This window comes from Stenotrophomonas sp. STEN087 (assembly GCF_056759115.1).
The window spans coordinates 44620-70360 of record NZ_JBRRCR010000012.1 but is presented as its reverse complement, the minus strand read 5'-3'; the positions used below and the strand labels follow the sequence as shown (position 1 = coordinate 70360).

Sequence of the window (25741 nt, the reverse complement as noted above, 5' to 3'; positions counted from 1 at the left end):
CGCCGCCCCCCCCGCCGCCCCCCCCCGCCCGCCCGGCGCCCCCCGCCCCCCCCCCCCCGCGCCCCCCCCCCCCCGCCCCGCTACCGATTCTCCATAGCGCCGTCGTGGTTGGCGGGCATCGCGCAGCGCTCCGTGGTCGCAGGTCAGGGGCCTGGCGCAGCCGGCAGGTCGCGCCACAACGGCAGACCGCGGCGCAGGCGCATGACCCGCATCACGACCGCCATCAGCAGACCGAACAGTGCGCCGGCGAGGAGCGCGCTGAACACCGCGATTGCAAAAGGCAGGTTGGTGTTACGCCAGACCAGCAGCCACATCAGCACGCCCCAACCCAGCGCGAACCAGACACCCATCAGCAGTGCGTTGGAGGCCACGCTGGCCAGGATCGGCGGTGGCGCGTTGATGCCCATGCGCCACAGCAGGCGATGCAGTGGCGGTGCTGAGTGTCGGCGCTGCATGCCCGCCGCGTCGAGATGGCGCAGGGCGGCCTGCACCTTGTGCGGTAACGCTGTTCAACGATATTCATGCCGCGAACATAGCGTTGGCCGGCGCACAAACGCAAACGGCCGCCCGAAGGCGGCCGTCGCGGCAACAACCGAAGTTGTTTATCAGGCCTTTTCGGCCAGACGTGCGGCCTTGGCGGCAGCAGCGGCAGCCAGATCTTCCTTGATGCGGGCAGCCTTGCCTTCCAGGCCACGCAGGTAGTACAGCTTGCCGGCGCGGACCTTACCACGACGCTTCACTTCGACCGAGTCGATGATGGCGCTGTGGGTCTGGAAGACGCGCTCGACGCCGTAGCCGTGCGAAATCTTGCGGACGGTGAACGAGGAGTTCAGGCCGCCGTTCTTGGTCGCGATGACAACGCCTTCATAGGCCTGCACGCGCTCGCGGGTACCTTCCTTCACCTTCACGTTGACGACAACGGTGTCGCCCTGGCTGAACTTCGGCAGTTCGCGGGTGATCTGGGCGGATTCGAATTCCGCGACGATGGACTTGTTCAGCTTGCTCATGGGTTACACCGATTCTTGTTCGGGTGGGCGTGTCGTGTCGACAACGTAGGCTCATGCAGTCACGGAACTGTGCTGCACGTTTGTTGTGGGTACTGCGCGCGCCAGCCGGGGCTGGCGGGAATTGGCCATGATAGCCGATAAAGCCAGCCCTGCGCTAGGGGCTGGCCTTCTGTTTGCGGGCTTGGCGGCCCTGGTCCAGCAACTTGCGGTCGGCCTTGCCCAGCGCCTGTTCATCCAGCAGGTCCGGGCGCCGCTCGGCGGTACGCAGCAGCGACTGCTGGCGGCGCCAGGCGGCGATGGCCGCGTGGTTGCCCGAGCGCAGCACGTCCGGCACGTCACCCAGCGGGTGCTGGGCCGGCTGGCTGTAATGCGGGCAGTCGAGCAGACCGAGTTCACCTTCGAAGCTGTCCTGTGCCGCCGATTCGGCGTCGTTCAGGGCACCTTCCTGCAGGCGTGCCACGGCATCGATGATGACCGCCGCGCCCAGTTCACCACCGGACAGCACGTAATCGCCGAGGGAAATCTCCTCGTCGACATTGGCCTCCAGGAAGCGTTCGTCGATGCCCTCGTAACGGCCGCAGAGCAGGACCATGCGCGGCAATGCCGCCAGTTCCCGCACCTTGGCCTGGGTCAACGGCGCACCCTGCGGGCTGAGATAGACCACCCGTGCCGGGGTCGGATCCGCATCCCGGATCGCCTGCAGGCAGGCCTGCAGCGGTTCGATCAGCATCACCATGCCCGGGCCACCGCCGAACGGACGGTCGTCCACCCGGCGGTAGTTGCCTTCGGCGAAATCACGGGGATTCCAGCCGTGCAGGCTGAAAAGACCCTTTTCCTGCGCGCGCCCGACCACGCCCAGCCCAGCGGACTGGGCGAGGAACTCGGGGAACAGGGTGATGACGTCGAACCGCATGCCCACACTCAGAACTCGGGATCCCAGTCGACCACGACCAGGTTGGCCTCGAAGTCGACCGACTTGACGAAGTCCGGCTGCACGAACGGAATCATCCGTTCGCGGTCGCCACGGACCACGACCACATCATTGGCGCCGGTGCTGAACAGGTGCGAGACCTGGCCCAGGGCAACGCCCTCGGTAGTTTTCACATCCAGGCCTTCCAGGTCGACCCAGTAATACTCGTCGGGCTTCGGCGGCGGCAGCGCACTGCGGGCCACGTAGACCTCGGTGCCGTGCATGGCTTCGACGACATCACGGTCCTCGACGCCAGGGAACCGGGCGACCAGGTGCTTGCCGCTGTCACGGCCACGAGCGCCTTCAAGCGTCGATTCCTGCCCGTTGGGGTTGCGCAGGATCCACGGCTGGTAACGGAAAATGGCGGAACGAGGCTCGGTCCAGGACTCGAGCTTGATTTCGCCGCGCACACCAAAAGCGCCGACAACCCTGCCCAGCAGGATGCGGCGCTCGATATCTTTCATCTTCGTCAACCGAGAGGGCCACGCCGAAGCGTGGCCCTTCAGACTCAGGCCGCAGCGGCCTGGGACTTGGCCGCTTCCTTGATCAGGTTGCGGACCTTTTCGGTCGGCTGGGCGCCGTTCTTGACCCAATGGTCAACGCGGGCCAGGTCCAGCTCGATGCGCTTCTCGCCGCCCTGGGCGACCGGGTTGTAGAAACCAACGCGCTCGATGTTGCGGCCGTCGCGCGCGCTGCGCACGTCGGTCACGATGATGTGGTAGAACGGACGCTTCTTGGCGCCGCCGCGGGTCAGTCGAATCTTGACCATGGTGTTTTTCCTATTGCCCAGTCGCCAGGATGGCGAGGTAAGCGGGCGATTATAGCGGCAGAGCGCGGCCGAGCCAACCCCATGGGTGGCCATCCTTCACGGTAGCGCCGGGCCATGCCCGGCGGGCGGTACCCGGCCTCTGCGCTCACGGGGCATGGCCCCGCACTACCGCTGTGTCACGCCTTGCTGAAGGGCGTCCCACGGCACGCCCGTCAGCACCGCCCTGCCCTGTTCAGCCAAGGCCTGCGACCCCGGCAGCACCCGCCCGTCGATGGCCTCCAGCGCCCACAGGCCGCTGGCATTACAGGCGAAGGCCGCCTTCACATCAGCCAGATCAGCTACCCGCAGCGCCTGGGTGGCCTGCGCGCCTGGCCAGTGCCGCTGCAGCAGCGCCTCGGCGGTCCCGCGCAGGGCCGGCGCCTGCGGCCAGAGCAGCCGTTCACCATCGTGCAGCGCCAGGTTCCAGGTACTGCCCTCGCTGATCCCGCCCGTGGCCGATACGAACAGCACATCGTCAAAGCCCGCCGCCATCGCCGCACGTCGCTCGGCAAACAGCCCGAACGTGCCCACATGCTTGATCTGCGGCAGCTCACGCTGCCAGACCACACTGCGCACGCGCTTCGGTGCGGTCAGCGCCACCGGTGCCGACACCGCCACCAGTACGTCTACCGGCACGGCCGCCAGCGGGTTGCGGAAATCGAAGTGGCGCGAATACACCGTCACCCGCAGCGAGGCATCGCCCTGCCCCGCCTGCTTCAGCGCCTGCGTCATCCAGGCCTGCACCTGCACGACATCCAGTTCGCTGCCGAACAGTTCGCGCGTGGCCTGCGACAACCGCGCCAGATGCAGAGCCAGCCCCTGCACGGCATGGCCACGCACCTGCATCGAGGTGAAGTGGCCGTAATTGACCAGGGCCGGCAGCAGATCCTCCACCTGCGCCGGCCGGCCATTGCAGGACACCGTCATCGCAGCAGCACCTGCGCCTGTTGCCACATGTCGCGCAGCACATCGGCAGCGGGTGCTGCCGGTGCCATCCACGCCGATTGCCCGGCCCAGGCCTGCATCGCCGCCAGGCGGTTTTCCTGCGCCGCCTGCCTGCGCATCGGTGCGGTCAGGCCGCGCTGCACCGGGTACGGGCGCGGCGCCGGGGCACCTTCGGCGGCAGCGGCGCGCACATAGGGCGTGGCCAGGCCACGGCCCAGGCGGCCACTGAAGGCACGGGTCGGCCAGGTGTCTTCGGGCTCGGTGGCGGCCAGGCCATCGGCCCACGCCGAGGCGATCGCCGCTTCCGGCGTGCGCAGGAAGGCAGTGCCGATCTGCACCGCGCTGGCGCCCAGCGTGAGCGCGGCCGCGATGCCACGCCCATCGGCAATGCCACCGGCAGCGATCACCGGAATCTGCAGGTGGTCGGCCAGGCGCGGCAGCAGCGCGAACAGGCCCACCAGCTGACGCTCGGCCAGGCTGGGGTCGAACGCACCGCGATGGCCACCGGCTTCGGCGCCCTGCGCCACCACCGCGTCGGCACCGGCGTCCTGCGCAGCGCGGGCTTCGGCCAGCGTGGTCGCGCAGGCAATCCAGGCGATGCCGGCGTCCTTCAACTGCTGCACGTGGCGCGGCGACAGCACACCCATGATGGTCGAGGCCACCGCCGGGCGCGCAGCCAACAAGGCAGCAAACTGTTCGTCGAAATCAGCCGGCGTGGCATCGGCGGCACTGGCGGGCACGTCCGGGCCCCATTGGGCGAGGAAGGCCCGGCTGGTAGCTTCGGCGGTGACATCGCGAACGGGTGCCGGATCCGGCAGCCACAGGTTCACCTGCGCCGGGCCAGCGGAAGCAGCGCGGAAATCATCCATCCAGCGGCCGATGTCTGCGGCCGGCGACAGCACCGCGCCCATTGCGCCCATGCTGCCGGCATTGGCCAGCGCGGCCGACAGCGACACCGGGCAGGCACCAGCCATCGGTGCCAGCAGGATCGGAACGGAAACACCGAAGCGCTGGCAGAACGCCTCGGCGCGGGCAGTGACAGCGGACATCAGCGGGGCGGCCTATCGTTTCGGACGGGCCCCATGGTGCGCGCAGGAGAGGGGTAGAGTCGAGCCCATTGCCCAGCCGCCTGCTGCGGCGTTTGCGCCGCCGCCCGAGCGTAGGCTCGGGCGCTGCATCACACTGCGACCGGGGCCGTCATCAACGGAACGGCATGCCGCGGCCGCCCATGGCGCCCATCATGCCCTTCATGCTGCGCATCATGCCCTTCATGCCGCCGCCGGCCATCTTGCTCATCATCTTTTCCATCTGCATGTACTGCTTCATGAGCTTGTTGACGTCGGCCGGGGTCACGCCCGAGCCCTTGGCGATGCGCGCGCGGCGCGAGCCATTGAGCAGGTTCGGGTTGCGCCGTTCCTTCTTGGTCATCGAGCTGATGATGGCGATCATGCGCGGCACTTCCTTGCCCTGGCTGACCTGCTGCTTGAGGTGCTCGGGGATGTTGCCCAGGCCCGGCAGCTTGTCCATCAGGCCGCCGATGCCGCCCATGTTCTGCATCTGCTCCAGCTGGTCACGCATGTCGTTCAGATCGAACTTCTTGCCCTTGGCGACCTTCTCGGCCAGCTTGGCGGCCTTGTCCTTGTCGACCTGCTGCTCGACCTGCTCGACCAGCGACAGCACGTCGCCCATGTCGAGGATGCGGCTGGCGATACGGTCCGGGTGGAACACGTCCAGGCCTTCCGGCTTTTCGCTGACACCGACGAACTTGATCGGCTTGCCGGTGATGTAGCGCACGCTCAGCGCGGCACCGCCACGGGCGTCACCGTCGGTCTTGGTCAGCACCACGCCGGTCAGCGGCAGCGCATCGCCGAAGGCCTTGGCGGTGTTGGCCGCGTCCTGGCCGGTCATGGCATCGACCACGAACAGGGTTTCAGCCGGGTTGACCGCCGCGTGCAGGGCCTTGATCTCGGCCATCATCGCTTCGTCGATGGCCAGGCGGCCGGCGGTATCGACCAGCAGCACGTCGACGAACGAACGGCGTGCATCGTCGATGGCGGCGCGCACGATGGCTTCCGGCTTCTGGTCGGCGCTGGACGGGAAGAACAGCACGCCGACCTGTTCGGCCAGGGTCTTCAGCTGCTCGATCGCGGCCGGACGGTAGACGTCGGCCGACACCACCATCACCTTCTTCTTGCGCTTTTCCTTCAGGTGCTTGGCCAGCTTGCCCACGGTGGTGGTCTTGCCGGCGCCCTGCAGGCCTGCCATCAGGATGATGGCCGGGGCGGGAACGTTGAGGTTCAGGTCGCTGGCTTCGGCGCCCATCACCGCGGTCAGCTCGTCGCGCACGACCTTGATGAGGGCCTGGCCCGGGGTCAGCGACTTCAGCACTTCCTGGCCGACCGCACGCACCTTGATGCGCTCGATCAGGGCCTGCACCACCGGCAGCGCGACGTCGGCTTCAAGCAGCGCGATGCGCACTTCGCGGGTCGCCTCGCGGATGTTCTCCTCGGTCAGGCGGCCGCGGCCACGCAGGCGCTCGATGGTGCCGGAAAGGCGCTGGGTCAGGGACTCGAACATGCGGCGCAACCTGTCTGAAAGCGGGGGACAATAAGGCAGACAGTATAACGGGTCCGCCCGCCTTCCCGGGCTGCGACCACGGGGCCGTCGCCAGCATCCCGGGGGTATGCGAAACTGCAACGATGTTAATCGTTCTCATCGCCGCCCTGCTCTACCTGGCCGCCAGCGCCCTGCTGGTGCGTGCGCTTGGCCGCGATGATGCCGTCGGTTCACCCACCTGGCTGTGGCCGGCGCTGCCGGCCATGCTGCTGCACGGCGGCTACCACGTGCTGGTGGCGATGCGCACCACCGGCGGCCCGGACATGCACTTCTTCGCCGCGCTGTCGCTGGTCGGCCTGGGCATGGCCTGGCTGACCTCGCTGGTCGGTGCGCGTGGGCGCATGTCGGCGCTGGGCGTGGTGGTGTTCCCGCTGGCCGCGCTGCTGCTGGCGGTCTACCACGGCTACGGCCATGAGCCGAGCAAGGTGCTGGGCTGGCGCCTGGCCAGCCACGCCTGGCTGGCCCTGCTGGCCTACGCCACGCTGAGCATCGCTGCCCTGCTGGCGATCATGCTGTGGCTGCAGGAACGGGCGCTGCGCCGCCGCGAGTTCCGTCCGTGGCTGCGTGCACTGCCGCCGCTGGCCGACCTGGAAGCCCTGCTGTTCCGGGTCATCACCGTGGGCTTCGCCCTGCTCACCCTGACCTTGGTCACCGGCGTGCTGTTCGTCGATGACCTGCTGGCGCAGAAGCTGGTGCACAAGACCGTGCTCAGCGTGCTGTCGTGGATCGTGTTCGGCGTGCTGCTGATCGGCCGCCGCCGCTACGGCTGGCGCGGGACGAAGGCGGTGCATTGGACGCTGTCGGCGATGCTGTTGCTGCTGCTGGCGTTCTTCGGCAGCCAGTTCGTCATCGAGCTGGTGTTCGGGCATACGCGGTAAAGGCGTGCCGACCAACGGTCGGCACCCACCTCAGGGCATGGGACAGGTGTGTAGAGCCGAGCCCATGCTCGGCACCCACCGGGGACCGGTAGCGCCGGGCCATGCCCGGCGAGCGCGCAGCGCGGTAGAGATTACAAGCCGTACCGCTCGATCACATCCAGGTGCGGCTGCCGGTCCTGGTTGCAGGCTTCGGCCAGGCGCAGCCAGCACTGCGGGTGCGACCAGCCGGCGGTGGACTGCTGCAGGTAGCGGTGCAGCGCAAGCGGCGCATGCCCCTGCGGCTGGGCCACGGTGAACAGCAGGCCCGGCAGCGTGCCCTCGTCCGCATCCGGGTCGGTCACGGTGTAATCCGGGCGGCTGTGCGCCCACACCTGCCAGCCCTGCGCTTCGGCACCTTCCGTGAACGCATTCCAGGCCTCTTCGCCCGGGTGCGCGCCGTCAATCAGCCAGCTCCGCTCGAAGCCACCACGTTCCAGCACGTGCACCTGCGCATACGTCGGGATGAAGTGCTGGCGCTGCTCTTCCTCTTCCGGTGCCGGGTGCACCAGCGCGGCATCGAACACCACCCAGTCACCCACCTGCTGGGCACGGTTGGCCGGCGCGTTCTCGACGATGCGCGCGGTCACCGGGCCGGTGCGGCGCGCGTAGTACTCCATCGGCTCGCCCTGCTCCAGGCTGCGGATGATCACCCAGCCCCACGGTTCTTCGACCACGCCGTCCTGGCTGGACAGCTCCATGCCGATGGCCGCGGCCGAGCGGCGCACCGCGTCCCAATCGCGCGCAGCACTGGCCGCGCTCATGTGGTCCCAGTGCGCGGCATTGGGATCCTCCAGCGTTTCCACCAGCTGCGCGTAACAGGCCTGCGCATCGCTGAAGCGGCCCGTTTCCATGTACATGCGCGCCAGCGTGCCACGCGCGCCGTGCGAGCCCGGCGACAGCGCCAGCAGCGCCTGTGCGGCCTGCTCCAGCGCCGGCCAGTCGGACACGCGGCGTGCGCGCTGCACCTCGCACCAGTGCGCGAACACCGGCACGCTGCCGCGATAGGTGTCGGCCAGGCGGCGCAGGCCATCGTCGTCGCCCTGCTCGGTCAGCCAGCGCATCAGCGTGTAGGCAGCGGCGCCGTCCTCCTGGGCATGTGCGCGCACGAAGTCCCACAGCAACGCGCGCGCTTCGGTCTGCGCGCCACAGGCGTTCAGCGCCGATGCGGCCACCTCGGCCAGCGCCTCGTCATCCGGGCACTGCGCATGCGCCTGCAACAGCCACTGCGCCTCGCGTTCGGGATCGCGCGACTGCTGCTGTTCCCCGCGCGCTTCCAGCCAGGCCAGCAGCTCGGCGGCAGGCACCGGCAGCGGTTCAACGTCGGGCAGTGCATCGATGCGGGCGGCCAGGCCGGCCACCAACGCACCGGCGCCGCGGTCCTGGCGCAGCTGTGCCAGGTGGGTGCGGGCCAGGCCAAGCTGGCGCTGCGCCACCCAGCGCGCGCCGCGCTGCAGGGCCAGTTCCAGGCTCAGGGCCGCCAGCTCGATCACCAGGCGGTGGGCACCGACGCTGGCGAAGTGCTCGATGATGGTGTTGAAGCGCGTGCCCAGGTCCCAGGTGTTGCGGGCCGGGTCGCGGCTGCACAGCAGCGCCACCGTGTTGGCCCACAGGCGCCAGGTGTTCGGGGTCAGTTCGCTCCACGGTACCAGCTGCTGCAGCGCCTCTTCGTCGCGGCCCAGCTGGGCCAGCGCCCACGCGCGCGACAGGCGGCGCGGCACCGTGCAGTTGGCTGGTTCGTACTCGCCGGCTGCGGCCACCTCAGCTTCGCGCTGCTCGATCAGCACCATCGCCTCGTCGGCACGGCCGCTGGCCAGCAGGATCTTGATCTGCATTTCCGGGAAGCTGTCGAACACTTCCTTGCCGCGCGCTTCCACCGCATCGGCCTGCGCCTTCAGGTAATCCAGCGCGTCCTGCGCGCGGCCGTCATCGAGCAGCGCATCGGCTTTCTCGCAGCTCAGGCACTGGAAGCAGGCCCAGGTCGGATCGATGCGCGCCAGCGTTTCGTCGCAGACCTCGATGCGCTCGGGCACCCAGCCCGGGCCGTCGATGTTGCCGTAGCAGGCGGCCAGATCCTGGGTCACGCAGATCGACTGCGGGCATTCCAGGGTGTCCTCGCGATGCGCGCGCTCGAACAGCGACACCGCCTCGCCGAGCGCGCTCTCGCCTTCAACGCGGTTGCCCACGCGGTTGCGCAGCGCCCAGTGGCCGACGTAGACGTCGACCCAGGGGTTGTCCAGCGCCTTGCCCAGCGCACGCGCCTCGGGCAGCAGTGCATCGACACGGTCGACCTGCAGTTCACTGACTTCGTCGGCAAGGCGGGTCAGCAGGTGCGCGTTCTGCGCCTGGCCGGCCTGCCGCAGGTCTTCCTGCAGCTTTTCGACCCAGTTCCAGATATCCATGGGGGTTGGTGCTCCTGTCTAGCGTGAGGCTGGAGGAGAGAAAGTGTGTGCGGTGCTCAGCGCAGCATCTGCTGCAGAGCGCCGGCGATATCACTGAAGGCGCCGTTGAGATCCGGGCCGGGCGTCGCCGCACCGCGGGCCAGCGGGCGGCCCTGCGCGGAGACGATGATCTTCAGCGAGCGCAGCAAGCGCGCGGCCGCCGGTGCCTGCGGGTGCCCCTCTCGCTGGGCCTGCAGCAAGGCCTGCACGGCCGGGTTGTCCAGGTTGATATACAGCCGCGACGGCGCGCGCGCCTCGATGCGCGCAGTGAACTGGCGGGCCAGGCGCAGCGCGGCCATCGATACGCGCTTGTCGTTCTCGTCGTCTTCCAGGCGCTGCTTCAGCTCGGCCTCGCGGTCGGGTACAACCACCACCGGCAGCGCTTCGGGGCTGAAACGCGCCGGCAATAGCTGCTCGCCATCGCCCAGATGTTCGCCCAGCCACGCCAGCTGCGCCGCATCCAAGCTGTCATCGGTGCGGAACAGCGCGCGGTTGCCCTGCTCGGTGCCCAGCTCCACCAGGCGCAGGCCCTTGGCCTGGGTCCAGCGGCGCAGGAACGGCACCACCGCATAGCGATGGCCGTGCGCGACCGGCACGCCCATCGCACGGAACAGCATTTCTTCGAAGCCGCCGCCGTTGTCGAGGATCACGTGCACGGCACCACGCGCGGGCAGCGCGCTGGCCGGCAGGTCGCCCTGCGAGGTCGGCACGCGCACGTGTTCCAGCAGCAGCTCGAACAGGCGTTCATCGCACAGCGCCGCACCCAGCAGTGCCTCGTTGTGGCGGGCCAGCACGCGTCGCCATGCTTCCGGCTGCTGCCGTGCGACCTCGGCCAGGCCGTCGATCAACGCTTCCAGCAGGGCATGCTGCACGGCGCGGTACTGGTCGTCGCGCTGCAGGTCCTCGCGGCTGGCGGTCGGGGTCAGGCGCGAGGATTCGATCACGCCGCCGATGAAGCCCGCCCACGGCGGCAACAGGTCACGCGCATCGTCGTCGAGCAGCATGCCGCGCACGAACACCGACAGGTTGCGGTTGTCGCTGGTGCCGTAGGTGGCGCCGTCCTGCACCCACAGCATGCCGGTGGCATCGCTGTCGGCGTCGGCGCGCAGCGGCACGGTCACGATGGGTTCGAAATCATGCTCGAACCGCGCGGCGAACTGCAGCGCCTGGCGACGCGCCTGCACCGGGTGCAGCGCCACCTCGCCCTGCCCGCGCCACGGCGGCGGTTCGGGGTTGAGGGCCTCGGCGGCGGCACCGATGAAGATCGGTTCGGACAGCAGCGCGCAGTAGCGGCCCAACACCTCGTACAGGCGCGCCTCGTTGGCCAGCGGCAGGAAATCAGCGTGCAGCTCCAGCTCCACTTCGGTGCCGACGGCGCGCGCCGGCACTTCGCTCACCGTGTACTGCTCGGCGTTGCTGGACACATACAGGTGGCCCAGTTCCGGCGTCTGGTAAGAGGTGGTGCGCACGCTCACCCGGCGCGCCAGCACGAAGGCCGAGAGGAAGCCCAGGCCGAACATGCCGATCAGGCCGTCCTGGTCATCACCGCCCTGGCGCAGGCCACGGGTGTAGCCGACGCCGACGGTGGCCAGGTAATCGTGGATTTCCTGGCGGGTCAGGCCGGCGCCGGTATCGGTGATGCGCAGCACGCCGGCGGCGGCATCGACCTGCACCGAGATGCGCGAAGGCAGCTCGATGCCCGGCTGCTCGAGGCGGCGGCGGATGATCGAATCGTGCGCGTTCTGCACCAGCTCGCGCAGGGCCACCATCGGGGTGGAATACAGGTGCTTGCCCAGCACCGTCATCAGTCCATTGAGATCGACCCCTGCGCGGCGGATTTCGGCGGCGGGGGTGCTGAGCGTCGGGTCCTGCATGAAATCGGTTACTCCTTGCCACACAAGGCGCCACGAGGCGCCGTCGTCGAGCCGGGAAAACTAGCACAGCGAAGCTGACCGTTACTGCATCGCAAAAAGGGGACGGAGGGGATTAATTCAAATTAATCCCCTCCGTCCCCTTTTTTGGTCACGCGGCGTCGATGGCCTCGGACAGGCGCTCGACCGCGATCACTTCCATGCCCTTCACCGTGCCGCCCTTGGGAGCGTTGGCCTTGGGCACGATGGCGCGCTTGAATCCATGGGTCGCCGCTTCGCGCAGGCGGTCCTCGCCATTGGGCACCGGGCGGATCTCGCCGGACAGGCCGACCTCGCCGAAGGCAATCGTCTTTTCCGCCAGCGGCCGGTCCTGCAGCGACGACAGCACGGCCAGCAGCACCGGCAGATCGGCGGCGGTCTCCTGCACGCGGATGCCACCTACGACATTGACGAACACGTCCTGGTCGCCCACCAGCACGCCGCCATGACGGTGCAGCACCGCCAGCAGCATGGCCAGACGGTTCTGCTCCAGGCCGACGGCGACACGGCGCGGGTTGGACAGCGGCGAGGCATCGACCAGCGCCTGCACTTCCACCAGCAGCGGCCGGGTGCCCTCGCGGGTGACCATCACGCAGCTGCCGGGCTGATGGGTGCTGGCACCGGACAGGAAGATGGCCGACGGGTTGGAGACTTCCTTCAGGCCCTTGTCGCCCATGGCGAACACGCCCAGTTCGTTGACCGCGCCGAAGCGGTTCTTGAACGCACGCAGCAGGCGGAAGCGGCTGCCGCTCTCGCCTTCGAAATAGAGCACGGCGTCGACCATGTGTTCGAGCACGCGCGGGCCGGCGATGCCGCCCTCCTTGGTCACGTGGCCAACCAGGAACACGGCAGTGCCGGTTTCCTTGGCAAAGCGCACCAACCGCGCGGCGCTCTCGCGCACCTGGCTCACCGAGCCGGGCGCCGCGGTCAGCGTTTCGGTCCACAGGGTCTGCACCGAGTCGGCCACGATCAGCCGCGGGCCGGCCTTGGCCGCGTGCTGCAGGATCGACTCGACGCCGGTCTCGGCCAGCGCGTTGACCCCGTCCAGCGGCAGTTCCAGCCGGTGCGCGCGGCCGGCCACCTGGGCCAGCGACTCTTCGCCGGTTACATAAAGGACCGGCAGCACCGCCGCCATCTTCGCCACCGCCTGCAGCAGCAGGGTGGACTTGCCGATGCCCGGGTCGCCGCCGACCAGCACCACCGCGCCTTCGACCAGGCCGCCGCCCAGCACGCGGTCGAACTCACCGATGCCGGTACTGACCCGGCGATGCTCGGTCTGCTCGACGTCCTTCAGAGCGGTGATCTTCGGCGGGTCGATCTTGCCGGCCCAGCCAGCCCGGCGCGACGCAGGCGCCTTGGCTGCCGCTGCGCTCTCCAGCACGATTTCCGACAAGGAGTTCCAGGCGTTGCACTCGGTGCACTGCCCCTGCCACTTGCTGTACTCGGCGCCGCATTCGTTGCAGACATAGGCAGTGAGGCGGGCTTTGGCCATGGGGCAGGACTTCGGTGCGGGGAGGTGAAGGAGGATAGCCGAGCCCAGTCGCAGGCGCTGCGACCCCCGGCATGAGGGCGCCCCGGTCATGACATCTCCTAATATGAGATGAACATCACACTTTGATGCACTAAAGTGCAGCACCCCGCGGCCGCTATAGTCCGCGCCTCCGTGCCCCCAACTCCGCCCCCGAAGGACGTTCAATGACTGGCACCTACAGCCAGAGTCTGGTTGTTTTCTCGCTGCTGGTCGCCATGCTGGCGTCCTATACCGCACTGGACATGGCCGGCCGCCTGGCCACGACCGAAGGCCGCGTGGCCCGGTGGTGGCTGACCGGCGGCGCCCTGGCCATGGGCCTGGGCATCTGGTCGATGCACTTCGTAGGCATGCTGGCGTTCAACCTGCCGATCCCGATCGGCTACGACCTGGCCATCACCCTGTACTCGCTGGCGGTGTCGGTCTGTGCTTCGGCCTATGCGCTGTGGCTGGTCTCGCGCCCGCAGCTGCCCCGCCGCCGCCTGCTGGCCGGTGCGGTGCTGATGGGGCTGGGCATCGCCACCATGCACTACCTGGGCATGGCCGCAATGCGCATGCAGCCGGGCATCGATTACGACCCGCTGTGGTTCATCGCTTCCATCCTGATCGCCATCGGTGCGGCGGGTGCCGCGCTGTGGATCGCCTTCCGCCTGCGCAAGGAGGGTGAGCGCACCCTGCGCCTGCGCCTGCTGGCCTCGCTGGTGATGGGCCTGGCTATCGTCGGCATGCACTACACCGGCATGGCCGCCGCCCGCTTCCCCGATGGCAGCATCTGCGGCGCAGTGATCGACGGCGGCATCGACAGCCGCTGGCTGGCGGTGCTGGTCATCGTCACCACCCTGGGCACCATCGGCATCGCCCTGGTCGCGTCGCTGTTCGACCGCCAGATGCGCGAGCGCACCGGCCTGCTGGCCGAATCGCTGGAAAAGGCCAACGACAAGCTGCTGCAGGCCGCCCTGCACGATCCGCTGACCCAGCTGCCCAACCGCATGCTGCTGCAGGATCGCATCGAACAGTCCATCGAGAAGGCGCGCCGCCGCAACCACGGTCTTGCCGTGATGTTCTGCGATCTGGACGGCTTCAAGGCGGTCAACGATGCCTATGGCCACCAGCTGGGCGACCGCCTGCTGGTGCGCATGAGCGAGCGCGTCAGCAACCTGCTGCGCCCGCAGGACACCTTCGCCCGGCTGGGCGGCGATGAGTTCGTGATCGTGCTGGCCGTGGATGAGCCGGACGATGCGGTGGTGGTCGCCGAGCGCATCATCGCCGCCGTGGCCGAGCCGTTCCTGATCGATGCGGCCGAACTGCAGGTCAGCGCCAGCCTCGGCATCGCCCTGTACCCGGACGACGGGGCCACCGAGCGCGAACTGATGGCGCACGCCGACGCGGCGATGTACCACACCAAGGACGGCGGCCGGAATGGCTATACGTTCTTTACCCCGTCGATGCAGGTCAGCGCCAACCGCCAGCTGCGGCTGCTGCAGGACCTGCGCCGCGCTGCCGACCGTGGCGAGCTGCGCCTGCACTACCAGCCGAAGTTCGTCGCCGCCGGCACGCCCGCGGTGGGCGCCGAGGCCCTGCTGCGCTGGGAGCACCCGGAGCTGGGCATGCTCGCCCCGGATGTGTTCATCCCCATCGCCGAGCGCAGCGGGCTGATCCTGCCGATCGGCGACTGGGTGCTGGACCAGGCCTGCGCGCAGCTGCGCGCCTGGCACGATTCGGGCCACCCCGAATGGACGATGGCGGTGAACCTGTCGCCGCTGCAGTTCTCCTCGCCCTCGCTGGTGGACAACGTGCGCGACGTGCTGGCCCGCCATGCGATCGCGCCGAAGCGGCTGACCCTGGAGATCACCGAAACCACGGCGATGAAGGACGTGGAAGCCAGCCTGGCCATCCTCAACGACCTGACCGCGATGGGCGTACACATCTCCATCGATGATTTCGGCACCGGCTATTCCAGCCTGCTGTACCTGAAGCGCATGCCGGCCACCGAACTGAAGATCGACCGCGCGTTCGTGCGCGACCTGGAGCAGAACGCCGAAGACGCGGCCATCGTGTCGTCGATCGTGGCGCTGGGGCGCTCGCTGCAGCTGCAGGTGGTGGCAGAAGGCGTGGAAACGCGCGAGCAGCAGGAGTACCTGAGCGGGCTGGGCTGCGACTAGCTGCAGGGGTACCACCTGGGCCGGCCGATGGACCCGGACGAATTCCTGCGCAAGGTGGGGTAAGGCGGGGTCGGATCCCTTTCCGCAGGAAAGGGCTCTGACCTCCAAGAGGCATCCACGCACGGCGTGGATCTACCAGGTCGCAGGGGTCGGATCCCTTTCCGCAGGAAAGGGCTCTGACCCCCAAGAGGCATCCACGCACGGCGTGGATCTACTGCCGGCCAGCGGCCGGCACTACCGATCCGCGACCACACCACCCAAACAAAAAGGCCGCCCCGAAGGGCGGCCTTTTAGCGTGTGGCAACGTCGCGAAGACGTCAGTGCATCATGTGCACGTTCATGTTGTGCATGACCCACAGGGTGCCGACCACGATGATGCCGATCACCACGATGGTGAAGGCAGCAGCGTTGACGTTCCAGCGGCTTTCCGAAGAGCGGTCCAGGTGCAGGAAGAACACCAGGTGGACCAGCATCTGCAGCACCGCGGTGACCGCGATCACCACACCGCAGGCGGTGCGCGAGAAATCGCCGGACATCACCATCCAGAACGGGATGACGGTCAGCACCACCGCCAGCACGAAGCCGATCAGGTAGGACTTGACGCTGCCGTGGCTCTCGCCACCCGCTGCGTGGTCATGTGCATGGTTGTCATGTGCCATTACAGCGCTCCATTGAGGTAGACGACGGAGAACACGCCGATCCAGATGAGATCCAGGAAGTGCCAGAACAGGCTCAGGCACGCCATGCGGGTCTTGTTGGTCGGGGTCAGGCCGTACTTCTTCAGCTGCACGAACATCACCAGCAGCCACAGCAGGCCGGCGCTGACGTGCAGGCCGTGGGTACCGACCAGGGCGAAGAACGCCGACAGGAAGGCACTGCGGTCCGGACCATAGCCCTGATGGATCAGGTGCTGGAATTCATAGACTTCCATGCACATGAAGCCGAAGCCCAGCAGCCAGGTCACGCCCAGCCACAGGAACATCTGGCCGACCTGCTTGCGGTGCATGGCGATCATGCCCAGGCCGAAGGTCAGCGACGAGGTCAGCAGCAGCGCGGTTTCCCACGCCACGAACGGCAGCTCGAACAGGTCCTTCGGACCCGGGCCACCGTCGGTGCCACCGGCCAGCACCACGTAGGTGGCGAACAGCGAGGCGAAGATGAGGCAGTCGCTCATCAGGTACACCCAGAAACCGAAGACGGTATTGCCGCCGGTGTCGTGGTGCTCGTGGTCGTCATGGCCATGGGCCGCCGCGTGCGCGGCGTGCCCGTGGCTCAGGGTCGAGGTATTGGTGCTCATGCCTTCAGCTCCGACTTCACCAGGCCCTGGGCTTCCAGGTGCTTGCGGTGTTCGTTCTCGATGCGTTCCACCTCGGCGGCCGGGACCCAGTAGTCCACGTCCTGGTCGAAGGTGCGGTAGATGAACGTGGCGATCATGCCGACGAAGCCGATGATGGCCAGCCACCAGATGTGCCAGATCATCGCGAAGCCGAAGACCATGCTGAATGCGCCGATCACCACGCCCGTGCCGGTATTGCGCGGCATGTGGATGTCGGTGTACTTGGCCGGCTTCGGCCAGGCTTCACCACGCTGCTTGCGCTCCCAGAAATCGTCCAGCTCAGTGACTTCCGGCAGGGCGCCGAAGTTGTAGAAGGCCGGCGGCGAAGAGGTTTCCCACTCCAGCGTACGGGCATCCCACGGGTCGCCGGTCAGATCGGCCGTCTTCTTGCGGTCGCGGATCGACACGGCCACCTGGATGATCTGGCACAGGATGCCGGCACCCACGATGAAGGCGCCCACGGCAGCAACCAGCAGGAACGGCTCGTAAGCCGGGTTCACGGTGCTCTGCAGACGACGGGTCATGCCCATGAAGCCCAGCACGTACATCGGCATGAAGGTCACATAGAAGCCGATGAACCAGCACCAGAAGGCGCACTTGCCCCAGAACTCATTGAGGCGGTAGCCGAACATCTTCGGCCACCAGTAAGTGATGCCGGCAAACATGCCGAACACCACGCCGCCGATGATGACGTTGTGGAAGTGGGCGATCAGGAACAGGCTGTTGTGCAGCACGAAGTCGATGGCCGGGATCGCCAGCATCACGCCGGTCATGCCGCCGATGACGAAGGTGACCATGAAACCGATGGTCCACAGCACGGGCGTGGTGAAGTGCACGCGGCCACGGAACATGGTGAACAGCCAGTTGAAGATCTTCACACCGGTCGGGATCGAGATGATCATCGTCGTGATGCCGAAGAAGGCATTGACGTTGGCACCCGAGCCCATGGTGAAGAAGTGGTGCAGCCACACGATGAACGACAGCACGCCGATGCAGGCGGTGGCGTAGACCATGCCCTTGTAGCCGAACAGTGCCTTGCGCGAGAAGGTCGCGATGACCTCGGAGAACACGCCGAAGGCCGGCAGCACCAGGATATAGACTTCCGGGTGACCCCAGATCCAGATCAGGTTGATGTACAGCATGGCGTTGCCGCCACCATCATTGGTGAAGAAGTGCGTACCCAGGTAACGATCCAGGGTCAGCAGCACCAGGGTGATGGTCAGCACCGGGAAGGCAGCGACGATCAGCACGTTGGTCACCAGGGCAGTCCAGGTGAACACCGGCATCTGCATCAGCTTCATGCTCGGGGTGCGCATCTTCAGGATGGTGATGAAGAAGTTGATACCACTCAGGGTGGTACCCAGGCCCGCGACCTGTAGGCCCCATATGTAGTAGTCCATACCTACATTGTTGCTGTACTCGATACCCGACAATGGCGGGAAGGCCAGCCAGCCGGTGGCGGCGAATTCACCGATCCACAGCGACAGCATGATCAGCACCGCGCCGGACACGAACAGCCAGAAGCTGAGCGAGTTGACGAACGGGAACGCGACGTCGCGCGCACCGATCTGCAGCGGCACGGCCAGGTTCATCAGGCCGGTGATCAGCGGCATCGCCACGAAGAAGATCATGATCACGCCGTGGGCGGTGAAGATCTGGTCGTAGTGGTGCGGCGGCAGGTAACCCTCGGACCCGCCGACGGCGATGGCCTGCTGGGTACGCATCATGATGGCGTCGGAGAAACCGCGCAGCAGCATGACGAAGGCGACGATGAGGTACATCACGCCGATCTTCTTGTGATCCACCGAGGTGAACCACTCCTTCCACAGATAGCCCCACAGCTTGAACTTGGTGACCAGGGCCATGACGCCCAGGCCACCCAGCACCGCGCCGACCAGGGTGGTCAGTACGATCGGATCGTGGGGGATCGACTCAAGAGAGAGTTTTCCCAGCATGTTCATTCTCCCGAACCCATGTGGCCTTCATGGCCACCGTGTTCGTCTGCGTCAGTGGCATCCAGGTTCTTCCCGGATTCCTTGGAATCATGCGCCTCGGTCGGGGCGTGCCCCTCGTGCGCTTCATGGGTAGACGCATCGGCGGCTGCGGCACCCGCGTGGGAATGCTTCATGCCGTAGTGCTTGTTGTCACCCATGTGCTTGGCGAGGACCCAGTCGAACAGGCCTTCTTCCACGGTGCCGTAGTAGGTCACCGGGTACCACTCGGAGTTCTTCGCTTCGCCCAAGGCCTTGAAGGAGGCCTGGTTCAGCGTCTCCTTGCCGGCGCGGACCTGGTCCAGCCACTGGCGGTATTCGGCATCGGTGACCGAATAGGCGGTGAAATGCATCTTGGCGAAGCCCAGGCCGCTGTAGTGCGAGGACATGCCCGGGAATTCACCAGTCTCGTTGGCGATCAGGTGGAGCTTGGTCTCCATCGCCGCCATCGAATAGATCATGCTGCCCAGGTGCGGGATGAAGAACGCATTCATCACCGTGTCGGACGTGATCTTGAAGTTCAGCGGGGTGTTGACCGGGAACTTGATCTCGTTGACGACCGCAACCTTCTCTTCCGGATAGATGAACAGCCACTTCCAGTCCAGCGAGATCGCCTCGATGGTGACCGGCTTGACGTCCGATTCCAGCGGCTTGTACGGGTCAAGCGCGTGCGAGGACCGCCAGGTCAGCACCGCCAGGACCAGCACGATCATGCAGGGGATCGACCACACCACCACCTCGATCGCCGTCGAGTGGGACCACTTCGGCTCGTAGCGGGCCTTGGTGTTGGAGGCGCGATACTTCCACGCGAAGGTCAGGGTCATGATGATGACCGGGATGACGACCAGCAGCATGAGCACGGTGGCCGTGATCAGCAGGGTCTTCTCATCCTGGCCAATCTGGCCCTTCGGACTGAGGATGGCCACTGCATCGCAACCGGTGAGCATCACCAGCAACGACAGCAGCAGGCCCGGGCGCAACCAGCGCCCAAGGGTTTTCAACGGAATCATCGGTCGATCCAATTGCGAGGGAATGCCGTTCCCCGTCCTGCCCGCTCCGGCCAAAGCCGGTTCCGCCTGCGGTTGAGACAGGCAGTGAGGTGGGGTCGAGTCAGCCTTTCAATTTTAGGCCGTCACGCATCATTTAAGAAGAGCATTGACAATGATCCAGCGCAGGAAGTGGCCGGATATCGCTGCGACACGTTGTCGCACCGGGTGCGCAGGGTGCGCGGATGCCGGAATCGGCAAAGCCCGATGAACGTATTCAGGAATGGAGCCAGGGGGTGCCTGGCAGCCCCGCGAAGTCCTGGTCGTGCGCCTGCACCGCCTTCTCGATCGAATCGAACCAGGTGCAGCGCTGCAGCGGGCACTGCTCGCGCAGCAGCTCGACGAACTGCCGCTCGAACCGGGTGAACGCCGCCGGGTCATCATCGGTGAAGAAATCGGCACTCTGCACCGCGTACCGGCCGGTGCCCAGGTGGTGCAGCACCGTGTAGCGAACACAGGCGCCGTGCGGCAGGCGCTTCCAGAGGGCGTGGTGCATGTAGAGATCGTCCGGCTGCATGGCTGGCACCCCTACTGTCCCGCCGCGTCATGGACCGCCGGGTACTCGAAGCGCAGCTCGCGCTGGCCCTCGCCCACTACCGGCAGCAGCGGATCGGCACCCACGCAGCCCATGCGCAGCCACAGCTGATCCGCCGCAGGCGCCCCGCCGCAACTGCCGAAGCTGGTGATCTCAACCCGCGACAGCAGTGTCCTGAAGAAGGTTTCCGCCTCGCGGCGCGCCTGCTCGCGGCTGGCCGCGGTGGCCTCCACGCTGTAGCGCAGCTTGATGGCGTACATGCGGTCGATCGCGAAGACCATCACCGAGCTGTAGGCCGTGCCCTCGTGGCTGTAACGGAAGTCCAGCACGTTCGCATCCACCCGTGCAGGCCCACCGGGCCCGAGACTGGCGACCGGCACCACCATGGATTGCAGCGGGGACATGTCGCGCTCGCTGGCCATCTTTTCCCTGCGCGCGTCCAGCAACGCCTCGCGCTCGCCTTCGGCCGTCTCCCGCCGCTGGGCCGGTTCCTGCACGCCGGCGGGATAGAAGTACAGGTCGATCCAGCCGGTTTTGTCGCCCGGCCGCTCGAAGCGGACCGAAGCGCCACCCAGTACATCGTCGTACCGGCGCTCATTTACCGCCTGCCACTGGCCCACCTGCATCGGATAGACCACGCTGGTGCCGCGCAGGAAATCGCCCAGAAACACCGTGAGGTCCGACGGCGCTGCATCCTCCGCGTCCAGACTCAGGGTTTCCCGGGGAGCATCGGCGCCGCACTTCTCCTCGATGACCGCCGCCACATGCGCACGCAGGGTGCCAGCCTTCTTCAGCGCAGCCAGGTGATCCACGCCCGGGATCTTCAACGAGGGATCAGCCTTCATGAACACCGCGTAGGCCTTCAGCGCACTTTCCACGCCGGCCAGCTGCCGATCCAGCTCGTCGCCGTCGCTGCCTTCGGCGATCTGGTACGCCAGGTTTCCGAATGTCTGCTGCGCGAGTACTTCCGGCGCGATCGAGGTTTCCTCATCCACGGTCTCGGGCAGCCCGAGGACCGGGCAGATAATCGCCTGATAGTCCGGGGTTTCCAGCGCCCAGTTGAACAGCCACCGCCGCATGTCATCCGCGCCGGGCTGCAGCGGAGAAACTTCCAGCTGACGGGTTTCGCGCACGAAACGGGCGGTCTCGGCTTCCGGCGCGGCCCCTGCCAGCGCAGGCAGTGCAGCCGCAACCACGAGGGCTGCGACGAGGATGGACCGGCTCAACACATTCCCTGATGCCATGGCACACAATCCCTGGGGCCGCGCGGCGCGGCGTGCAGACGCAGCGTATCAGCTTGGCCTGACTTCCCTGCACACCAGTTCGGCCAGTTCGCGGCAGGCGAAGAACAGCCCCTCGACCACGCCCTCATCCAGATGGCGCTTGGGCGTCGCCACCGACTCGCAGCGACTGGCCGCGTGCAGCATCTCCACCGCGGTGAGGATGGCAACGGCCGCGCGGTCGATGCGCGCCAGCGACTGGCGCCGGCCTTCGGACAGGTTTTCTTCCGGCCAGAGCATGCCATCGGAGCCTTCGCCATCACGGATGCGCCGGAGGCAGCCCTGGAAGGTGCTCAGTTCGTCGGCCGGGTTGGCGTCGTCGTTGATGGGGTCATCGATGGGGAACGGCGGAGTCTTGCGGGTGGTCATGGCGTCGGCTTCCGTGGCTGTACTTAACAGCGCCACCGCGCGGAGGCGGGTGGCGGACGGTGCGGGTTCCAAACCGGGACGTTTAGCTGAGACCGGCGGATCCGAAGATCCCCACGCACCGCCCGCCATAAAGGCCGACGGATTGCCAGCCGGCACCGCTTCAGGACGGTGCCGACTGGCAAGCGTAAAAAACTAAACGTCTTCGGGTTTGGATGCCCGGCCACCCTTTTTCGGTGGCGCGCCATGTTGTTTACGCCTGCACGTTCGATTCAATGAGAAAAATCCGAAAGGTTCGGATGCGTCGAAGGAGCGGGAAGCAGTGTCGCATGCAACATTGATGGCAGTTGCGACAACGGAAGACGCGCATGGATCGTCGCGCGGGTTCGAACGACGCGCTATGGCGTTAACAGCCTGAAAGTCCGTGAGGCGCGTGACGTTCTCCGCTTAGTAGTAGTTGTATGGAATGCTTCGACCGAACGCGTGGTCGCCGCAAAGACTTGAGTGATATGACGCGACTGGCCGATCTAGGGTGCTGGAAGCGACATGTTGCTGGCTTCGATGCTGCCAGCCATGGGCCGGCACTGCCGGGCGCTGCTACCGATTGGCCTAAGGCCGTGAAGCGTCCGTGCAACGGCGCCGGAAACACGTGCTACATGCGGGCGGTAGTAGCCAACAGCATAAGCTCTATCAGATCCAGCCCTTCGTCCAACCAGCCCTCATCCAGCATCTCCATCGCAACAAAAGCGACGGCATCGCTCTCATGATCCAGCCCTAGGCGCGACAGCAGCGCGAGCAGCCCCAGCAAATCGGATCGGGCCAGGCGATCTTGCACAAACAGCCAGCGGACCGCGCGCATGTGCAGCGCGGGATGGGCACCAGACCTCGACAACTGGACTGAGAGATTTCCACGGACGCCGCCTTGTCCGGCACTGGCTTGGCATGCAGAACAACCGCGCTATCAACGCCACCGTTATCGCCCCGTACCTAAGGGACATAACCCTCAAATTTCCAGTTACTTCCACCAGCCTGCCATCCATTTCATCCCAACTTCTACGCGGCAGAGCGACGTAGTGGAGCGTCGACGTCAATAAGGGGACCGGGAAGGATCGTAAGGATCTCGACGCACGGCGGCCAGTGCGGCAAACGCCGTCGGGGAGTACATTACTCGTCCCCATCAATCGGCCAGCAAAAGCTACAGGGACTCGGCCGCCGTCCACCCTTGCTCGGTAAGCTCGTACGTCCCTTTTCCAACCGCTCTGACTAGGGACCACTTAAGTAGCGATTCAAGCGCACTTTCGTATCGCAAGAACTCGCGCGTACTGCTCCGCCCAAAAACTAGCCCACCGGCCTGCAGCTCACGCCCGCCAATGAAGTCACGACGCATGATGCTTCCGGAACCATCTTTAGCTGCCTGCTTCAGAAGCTCAACTTCCGCGGGCGAGAGCCGAGCGAACCAAGGCTCGCTATCCTGGCTCCTCGACTCGAAATCACGCCTCTGACGCAGGGCCTCCAGTTGAGCCTCAGCACGCTCCTTAACCTCAGCATCGCTGATCTTCTGGACTTCAACGTCACGCTTTGCCCGCTCGATAACTTCCGCCTCTTGTGTCGCCAAGAGGGCCGAGCGAGATTGTTCCAGCTCAGTTTTCCTGACGGTTCGACGATGCTCGGATTCAAGCTGAAGATCGTCTATGTGCTCGAACGGCCTCTTAGCTAGCCACGCGAAGACAAATCTGGTCCATGGTGTAGCTGCAGTAGCGGCGATCCCTACCGCCAAAGGCAAAGTGAACAGAGTCCAGTGGCTCGTGGCTGCGTCGAATGCAGCGAGCCGCATCTGGGGTGCACCTTCCGTCGTTGCCAGTAAAAATATGCCTCGCCAGTTGAAGGCAATGAATGCCAAGACGGCGTAGCCGAACCAAGGCGCTTTAATTCGAGCGCTCACTGCATCAAGAATGTCGTTCATCCCCCCCTCCGGCAGTACCGGTCCCGCCAGAGAAAGTACAGTAAAGCGCGGGGAGGCGCCACGCCCCTCAGCTGTGAGCCAGTGCCGCGCACCCGTAGCCGTAGCCGCAGCCGTAGCCGTAGCCGTAGCCGTAGCCGTAGCCATTAACAGTACGGGAGATCGGTGATCGATGTAACAATCCATGGGCAAATCCGGTAGGACAGCCTACAGATACCGGCGACGATAATCATCGTCAATCTCACCCTCAACCGTGGCACACATGGACCTTGCAAGAGCCTACAAACCGTACTAAACGCATTCAGCGGCGACTTATCAAACCTAGTTGCAAGGGCGATCAAGCGTCAGGTGTTCCGCCGAGCCAATGACCCAAATCTTGCCTTGTGCGTAAATCACGATCCAAGCCTTGAGACTCGATAGCTGCACGCAAGTACTTGGATCTCGAACCTGAGGTCTCATGCGGCCGATCTTCGGGCCCAGATGTAAAATTACGGCTTGGCACAAGCGATGAGATTGGCCGGACTGTTCATTATGTGCAGCAAGGTCAATTTAGAACAGAAAGTAAGCTTGCGTCTGGATGAAGATCGTCCCGCGGCCTCAAGAAGCGGCGGAACGCGGAGAAGATGCCCGATCCACTGGCTACACTTCAATTGAGCTATTGGGCATATCCATAATCACAACCTTTGAGTGTAATTCGCTATCTATCAACGGAAGGATCCACCACTTGCATTACGTCTCGAAACACAACTACTCGAAGTCGGTGAAACGCCTCTCTCGCGCCCGAGGGAAGAATCCCGACTCGTTCCAATATTGGGGACACCAAGGTCCGGCTCGCCATTGAGATTCTTGAAAAAAATACATCGAAATTCTTGATGGGAATGCACTGGGCACCAGGCTTGTCACAGGCGACCCGTAGCCGCTAGCGAGAGGCATGTTCTCGCGTCATACTAAGTTCTGAGCTTAGGGAATAATTCATTGGGAGCTAAAGGATGGTCAACGCCGCAAGTGTGTCCAAGGAAGATGTCCAACGGAGGGTGCTTGACAAGATGTCGGAGTACGAGGGTCGCCCACTTTTCGAGCAATACGCAATTTTCATGGGGAAGGCGCAACTTCTGGAACTTGCACTAAAAGGCCTTCTCACGCGCTTGTTCGACGTTCCCTTTGATAGCATGGAACGCTGGACACTCGGGCACACCAAGGGAGAGCTTGAGAGAAAAGGGCTTCGTCCCGATTTCATACATTTCCTAAAAAGCGTCGTGAGCCACCGTAATGGCATGGCTCATGAGTTTTTGGCTGACATGACCATATCAAGATCGATAGCTAGCTTCAGTGATCGCAAGATCCAAGGAGAGCTAAGCAAAGCCCTTTACGAACTAGAACAATTGATCCTTTTCTTCGACTGGTGCGAAGAACATGACGCTTGGCTCTCTAGAGCTTAATCGCCCCTTCAAGATCCATCTCCTTTCTTTTGCGATAACGGTGCCGATGCGAACACAGGCGCTGTCGCAAGAAGCACCCAAGTGCCGCGCCCACATTGGTCAAACTCGCTCTAATTCATGCACGCCTGACTAGGACATGACTGCTCTCGCATGCACAAAGGCTGTAGTTTATGCGATTCGCGCCCATGGGACCGAGTTGCTGCCCGCAGCCTCGAACAGAGCAATCAAGGCACGAAAGGTTAACTCCAGTGAGAATCAGCTCTGCAAAACTTTGTCTAGCATGCGCGGCCTCGTACCTGACGAGTTCCTTTTCCTCTCCAACAAATTCCACTGAAAACCAAATAGAAGGCTCCAATCAGGGCCAGGGCACCCTGCTATTTTGGCGGCGGGACCAAAATGTTCGGCTGGCGGGATCCTCCTACGCGGCCTCCCATTATGGGCGGATCTCGTCGGACCACCGAGGGGATACCTGCACCAACGGCAAAGC

General features: G+C 65.4%; 23 protein-coding genes. 3 read left to right on the top strand and 20 right to left on the bottom strand.

Annotated elements, in window-relative coordinates:
* Window positions 1–143: 143 nt before the first annotated feature.
* The 8 genes from ACVOK1_RS05395 to ffh all read right to left on the bottom strand — a co-directional run bounded on the left by ACVOK1_RS05395 (window position 144) and on the right by ffh (window position 6307).
* Window positions 144–491, bottom strand: a complete 348-nt coding sequence (locus ACVOK1_RS05395) for a DUF6404 family protein (protein ID WP_481561355.1) — start codon at window positions 489–491, stop codon at window positions 144–146.
* Window positions 492–605: 114 nt separating this feature from the next.
* Window positions 606–1007 (bottom strand): 50S ribosomal protein L19, encoded by a 402-nt coding sequence (gene rplS, locus ACVOK1_RS05390; protein ID WP_079221128.1) that lies wholly within the window; start codon window positions 1005–1007, stop codon window positions 606–608.
* Window positions 1008–1161: 154 nt separating this feature from the next.
* A complete protein-coding gene (gene trmD / locus ACVOK1_RS05385; RefSeq protein WP_481561354.1) occupies window positions 1162–1920 on the bottom strand; it encodes a tRNA (guanosine(37)-N1)-methyltransferase TrmD in 759 nt (252 codons plus the stop codon).
* 8 nt (window positions 1921–1928) lie between these two features.
* Window positions 1929–2441 carry a ribosome maturation factor RimM gene (rimM, locus tag ACVOK1_RS05380; RefSeq protein WP_481561353.1) on the bottom strand — a complete coding sequence of 171 codons (513 nt, stop codon included), beginning with the start codon at window positions 2439–2441 and terminating at the stop codon, window positions 1929–1931.
* 44 nt (window positions 2442–2485) lie between these two features.
* Window positions 2486–2746, bottom strand: coding sequence for a 30S ribosomal protein S16 (gene rpsP / locus ACVOK1_RS05375; RefSeq protein ID WP_004149033.1), 261 nt, complete (start codon window positions 2744–2746; stop codon window positions 2486–2488).
* Window positions 2747–2911: 165 nt separating this feature from the next.
* Window positions 2912–3712 (bottom strand): aminotransferase class IV family protein, encoded by an 801-nt coding sequence (locus tag ACVOK1_RS05370; protein WP_481561352.1) that lies wholly within the window; start codon window positions 3710–3712, stop codon window positions 2912–2914.
* On the bottom strand, window positions 3709–4779 hold the full coding sequence (locus tag ACVOK1_RS05365; RefSeq protein ID WP_481561351.1) for an NAD(P)H-dependent flavin oxidoreductase: 1071 nt from the start codon (window positions 4777–4779) through the stop codon (window positions 3709–3711). The genes ACVOK1_RS05370 and ACVOK1_RS05365 overlap by 4 nt, the downstream gene beginning before the upstream one ends.
* A gap of 151 nt (window positions 4780–4930) precedes the next feature.
* Entirely contained in the window at window positions 4931–6307 is a 1377-nt protein-coding gene (gene ffh / locus ACVOK1_RS05360) for a signal recognition particle protein (RefSeq protein WP_313146436.1), read from the bottom strand.
* A gap of 122 nt (window positions 6308–6429) precedes the next feature.
* Between ffh and ACVOK1_RS05355 the strand changes: the two genes are divergently transcribed.
* The gene (locus tag ACVOK1_RS05355; RefSeq protein WP_108768207.1) at window positions 6430–7224 is read left to right on the top strand and encodes a cytochrome C assembly family protein; all 795 of its coding nucleotides are present in this window, start codon (window positions 6430–6432) and stop codon (window positions 7222–7224) included.
* Between the two features lie 131 nt (window positions 7225–7355).
* On the opposite strand, the gene ACVOK1_RS05350 is transcribed toward ACVOK1_RS05355, so the two are convergent.
* The 3 genes from ACVOK1_RS05350 to radA all read right to left on the bottom strand — a co-directional run bounded on the left by ACVOK1_RS05350 (window position 7356) and on the right by radA (window position 13103).
* Window positions 7356–9662 carry a tetratricopeptide repeat protein gene (locus ACVOK1_RS05350; RefSeq protein WP_108768206.1) on the bottom strand — a complete coding sequence of 769 codons (2307 nt, stop codon included), beginning with the start codon at window positions 9660–9662 and terminating at the stop codon, window positions 7356–7358.
* Between the two features lie 56 nt (window positions 9663–9718).
* Window positions 9719–11575: an ATP-binding protein gene (locus ACVOK1_RS05345; protein ID WP_481561350.1), complete on the bottom strand. Its 1857-nt coding sequence runs from the start codon at window positions 11573–11575 to the stop codon at window positions 9719–9721.
* A gap of 148 nt (window positions 11576–11723) precedes the next feature.
* Window positions 11724–13103, bottom strand: coding sequence for a DNA repair protein RadA (radA, locus tag ACVOK1_RS05340; RefSeq protein ID WP_108768204.1), 1380 nt, complete (start codon window positions 13101–13103; stop codon window positions 11724–11726).
* 203 nt (window positions 13104–13306) lie between these two features.
* On the opposite strand from radA, the gene ACVOK1_RS05335 reads away from it, so the two are divergent.
* Window positions 13307–15301, top strand: a complete 1995-nt coding sequence (locus ACVOK1_RS05335; protein ID WP_481561349.1) for a putative bifunctional diguanylate cyclase/phosphodiesterase — start codon at window positions 13307–13309, stop codon at window positions 15299–15301.
* A gap of 317 nt (window positions 15302–15618) precedes the next feature.
* Here ACVOK1_RS05335 and cyoD read toward each other — a convergent pair whose 3' ends face one another.
* The 9 genes from cyoD to ACVOK1_RS05290 form a co-directional block, all read right to left on the bottom strand.
* Window positions 15619–15960 (bottom strand): cytochrome o ubiquinol oxidase subunit IV, encoded by a 342-nt coding sequence (gene cyoD, locus ACVOK1_RS05330; RefSeq protein ID WP_481561348.1) that lies wholly within the window; start codon window positions 15958–15960, stop codon window positions 15619–15621.
* On the bottom strand, window positions 15960–16598 hold the full coding sequence (gene cyoC / locus ACVOK1_RS05325; RefSeq protein WP_481561347.1) for a cytochrome o ubiquinol oxidase subunit III: 639 nt from the start codon (window positions 16596–16598) through the stop codon (window positions 15960–15962). Before cyoC ends, cyoD begins: the two co-directional genes overlap by 1 nt.
* On the bottom strand, window positions 16595–18592 hold the full coding sequence (gene cyoB, locus ACVOK1_RS05320; protein ID WP_481561345.1) for a cytochrome o ubiquinol oxidase subunit I: 1998 nt from the start codon (window positions 18590–18592) through the stop codon (window positions 16595–16597). Before cyoB ends, cyoC begins: the two co-directional genes overlap by 4 nt.
* Window positions 18593–18594: 2 nt before the next feature.
* Window positions 18595–19638, bottom strand: a complete 1044-nt coding sequence (gene cyoA / locus ACVOK1_RS05315; protein WP_313051376.1) for a ubiquinol oxidase subunit II — start codon at window positions 19636–19638, stop codon at window positions 18595–18597.
* Between the two features lie 253 nt (window positions 19639–19891).
* Window positions 19892–20170, bottom strand: coding sequence for a hypothetical protein (locus ACVOK1_RS05310; protein ID WP_481561344.1), 279 nt, complete (start codon window positions 20168–20170; stop codon window positions 19892–19894).
* A 32-nt stretch (window positions 20171–20202) separates the two neighbouring features.
* Window positions 20203–21435 (bottom strand): hypothetical protein, encoded by a 1233-nt coding sequence (locus ACVOK1_RS05305; RefSeq protein ID WP_481561343.1) that lies wholly within the window; start codon window positions 21433–21435, stop codon window positions 20203–20205.
* Between the two features lie 66 nt (window positions 21436–21501).
* On the bottom strand, window positions 21502–21858 hold the full coding sequence (locus ACVOK1_RS05300) for a hypothetical protein (protein ID WP_108768197.1): 357 nt from the start codon (window positions 21856–21858) through the stop codon (window positions 21502–21504).
* A 649-nt stretch (window positions 21859–22507) separates the two neighbouring features.
* Window positions 22508–22714: a hypothetical protein gene (locus tag ACVOK1_RS05295; protein ID WP_481561342.1), complete on the bottom strand. Its 207-nt coding sequence runs from the start codon at window positions 22712–22714 to the stop codon at window positions 22508–22510.
* Window positions 22715–23050: 336 nt separating this feature from the next.
* Window positions 23051–23818 (bottom strand): hypothetical protein, encoded by a 768-nt coding sequence (locus ACVOK1_RS05290; RefSeq protein WP_481561341.1) that lies wholly within the window; start codon window positions 23816–23818, stop codon window positions 23051–23053.
* Between the two features lie 986 nt (window positions 23819–24804).
* Here ACVOK1_RS05290 and ACVOK1_RS05285 point away from each other — a divergent pair.
* The gene (locus tag ACVOK1_RS05285) at window positions 24805–25254 is read left to right on the top strand and encodes a hypothetical protein (RefSeq protein WP_481561340.1); all 450 of its coding nucleotides are present in this window, start codon (window positions 24805–24807) and stop codon (window positions 25252–25254) included.
* The last annotated feature ends 487 nt before the right edge of the window (window positions 25255–25741 follow it).

Excerpts from the sequence above, each read along its gene's own strand:
- rpsP (WP_004149033.1), bottom strand. The coding sequence starts at position 2,746 with ATGGTCAAGATTCGACTGACCCGCGGCGGCGCCAAGAAGCGTCCGTTC.
- trmD (WP_481561354.1), bottom strand. The coding sequence starts at position 1,920 with ATGCGGTTCGACGTCATCACCCTGTTCCCCGAGTTCCTCGCCCAGTCC.
- ACVOK1_RS05335 (WP_481561349.1), top strand. The coding sequence starts at position 13,307 with ATGACTGGCACCTACAGCCAGAGTCTGGTTGTTTTCTCGCTGCTGGTC.
- ACVOK1_RS05365 (WP_481561351.1), bottom strand. The coding sequence starts at position 4,779 with ATGTCCGCTGTCACTGCCCGCGCCGAGGCGTTCTGCCAGCGCTTCGGT.
- ACVOK1_RS05295 (WP_481561342.1), bottom strand. The coding sequence starts at position 22,714 with ATGCGCGCGGTCCGCTGGCTGTTTGTGCAAGATCGCCTGGCCCGATCC.
- cyoC (WP_481561347.1), bottom strand. The coding sequence starts at position 16,598 with ATGAGCACCAATACCTCGACCCTGAGCCACGGGCACGCCGCGCACGCG.
- rplS (WP_079221128.1), bottom strand. The coding sequence starts at position 1,007 with ATGAGCAAGCTGAACAAGTCCATCGTCGCGGAATTCGAATCCGCCCAG.
- ACVOK1_RS05285 (WP_481561340.1), top strand. The coding sequence starts at position 24,805 with ATGGTCAACGCCGCAAGTGTGTCCAAGGAAGATGTCCAACGGAGGGTG.
- ACVOK1_RS05310 (WP_481561344.1), bottom strand. The coding sequence starts at position 20,170 with ATGCACCACGCCCTCTGGAAGCGCCTGCCGCACGGCGCCTGTGTTCGC.
- ACVOK1_RS05370 (WP_481561352.1), bottom strand. The coding sequence starts at position 3,712 with ATGACGGTGTCCTGCAATGGCCGGCCGGCGCAGGTGGAGGATCTGCTG.
- rimM (WP_481561353.1), bottom strand. The coding sequence starts at position 2,441 with ATGAAAGATATCGAGCGCCGCATCCTGCTGGGCAGGGTTGTCGGCGCT.
- ACVOK1_RS05350 (WP_108768206.1), bottom strand. The coding sequence starts at position 9,662 with ATGGATATCTGGAACTGGGTCGAAAAGCTGCAGGAAGACCTGCGGCAG.
- cyoD (WP_481561348.1), bottom strand. The coding sequence starts at position 15,960 with ATGGCACATGACAACCATGCACATGACCACGCAGCGGGTGGCGAGAGC.
- cyoB (WP_481561345.1), bottom strand. The coding sequence starts at position 18,592 with ATGCTGGGAAAACTCTCTCTTGAGTCGATCCCCCACGATCCGATCGTA.
- ACVOK1_RS05355 (WP_108768207.1), top strand. The coding sequence starts at position 6,430 with ATGTTAATCGTTCTCATCGCCGCCCTGCTCTACCTGGCCGCCAGCGCC.
- ACVOK1_RS05345 (WP_481561350.1), bottom strand. The coding sequence starts at position 11,575 with ATGCAGGACCCGACGCTCAGCACCCCCGCCGCCGAAATCCGCCGCGCA.
- ACVOK1_RS05290 (WP_481561341.1), bottom strand. The coding sequence starts at position 23,818 with ATGAACGACATTCTTGATGCAGTGAGCGCTCGAATTAAAGCGCCTTGG.
- cyoA (WP_313051376.1), bottom strand. The coding sequence starts at position 19,638 with ATGATTCCGTTGAAAACCCTTGGGCGCTGGTTGCGCCCGGGCCTGCTG.
- radA (WP_108768204.1), bottom strand. The coding sequence starts at position 13,103 with ATGGCCAAAGCCCGCCTCACTGCCTATGTCTGCAACGAATGCGGCGCC.
- ffh (WP_313146436.1), bottom strand. The coding sequence starts at position 6,307 with ATGTTCGAGTCCCTGACCCAGCGCCTTTCCGGCACCATCGAGCGCCTG.
- ACVOK1_RS05300 (WP_108768197.1), bottom strand. The coding sequence starts at position 21,858 with ATGACCACCCGCAAGACTCCGCCGTTCCCCATCGATGACCCCATCAAC.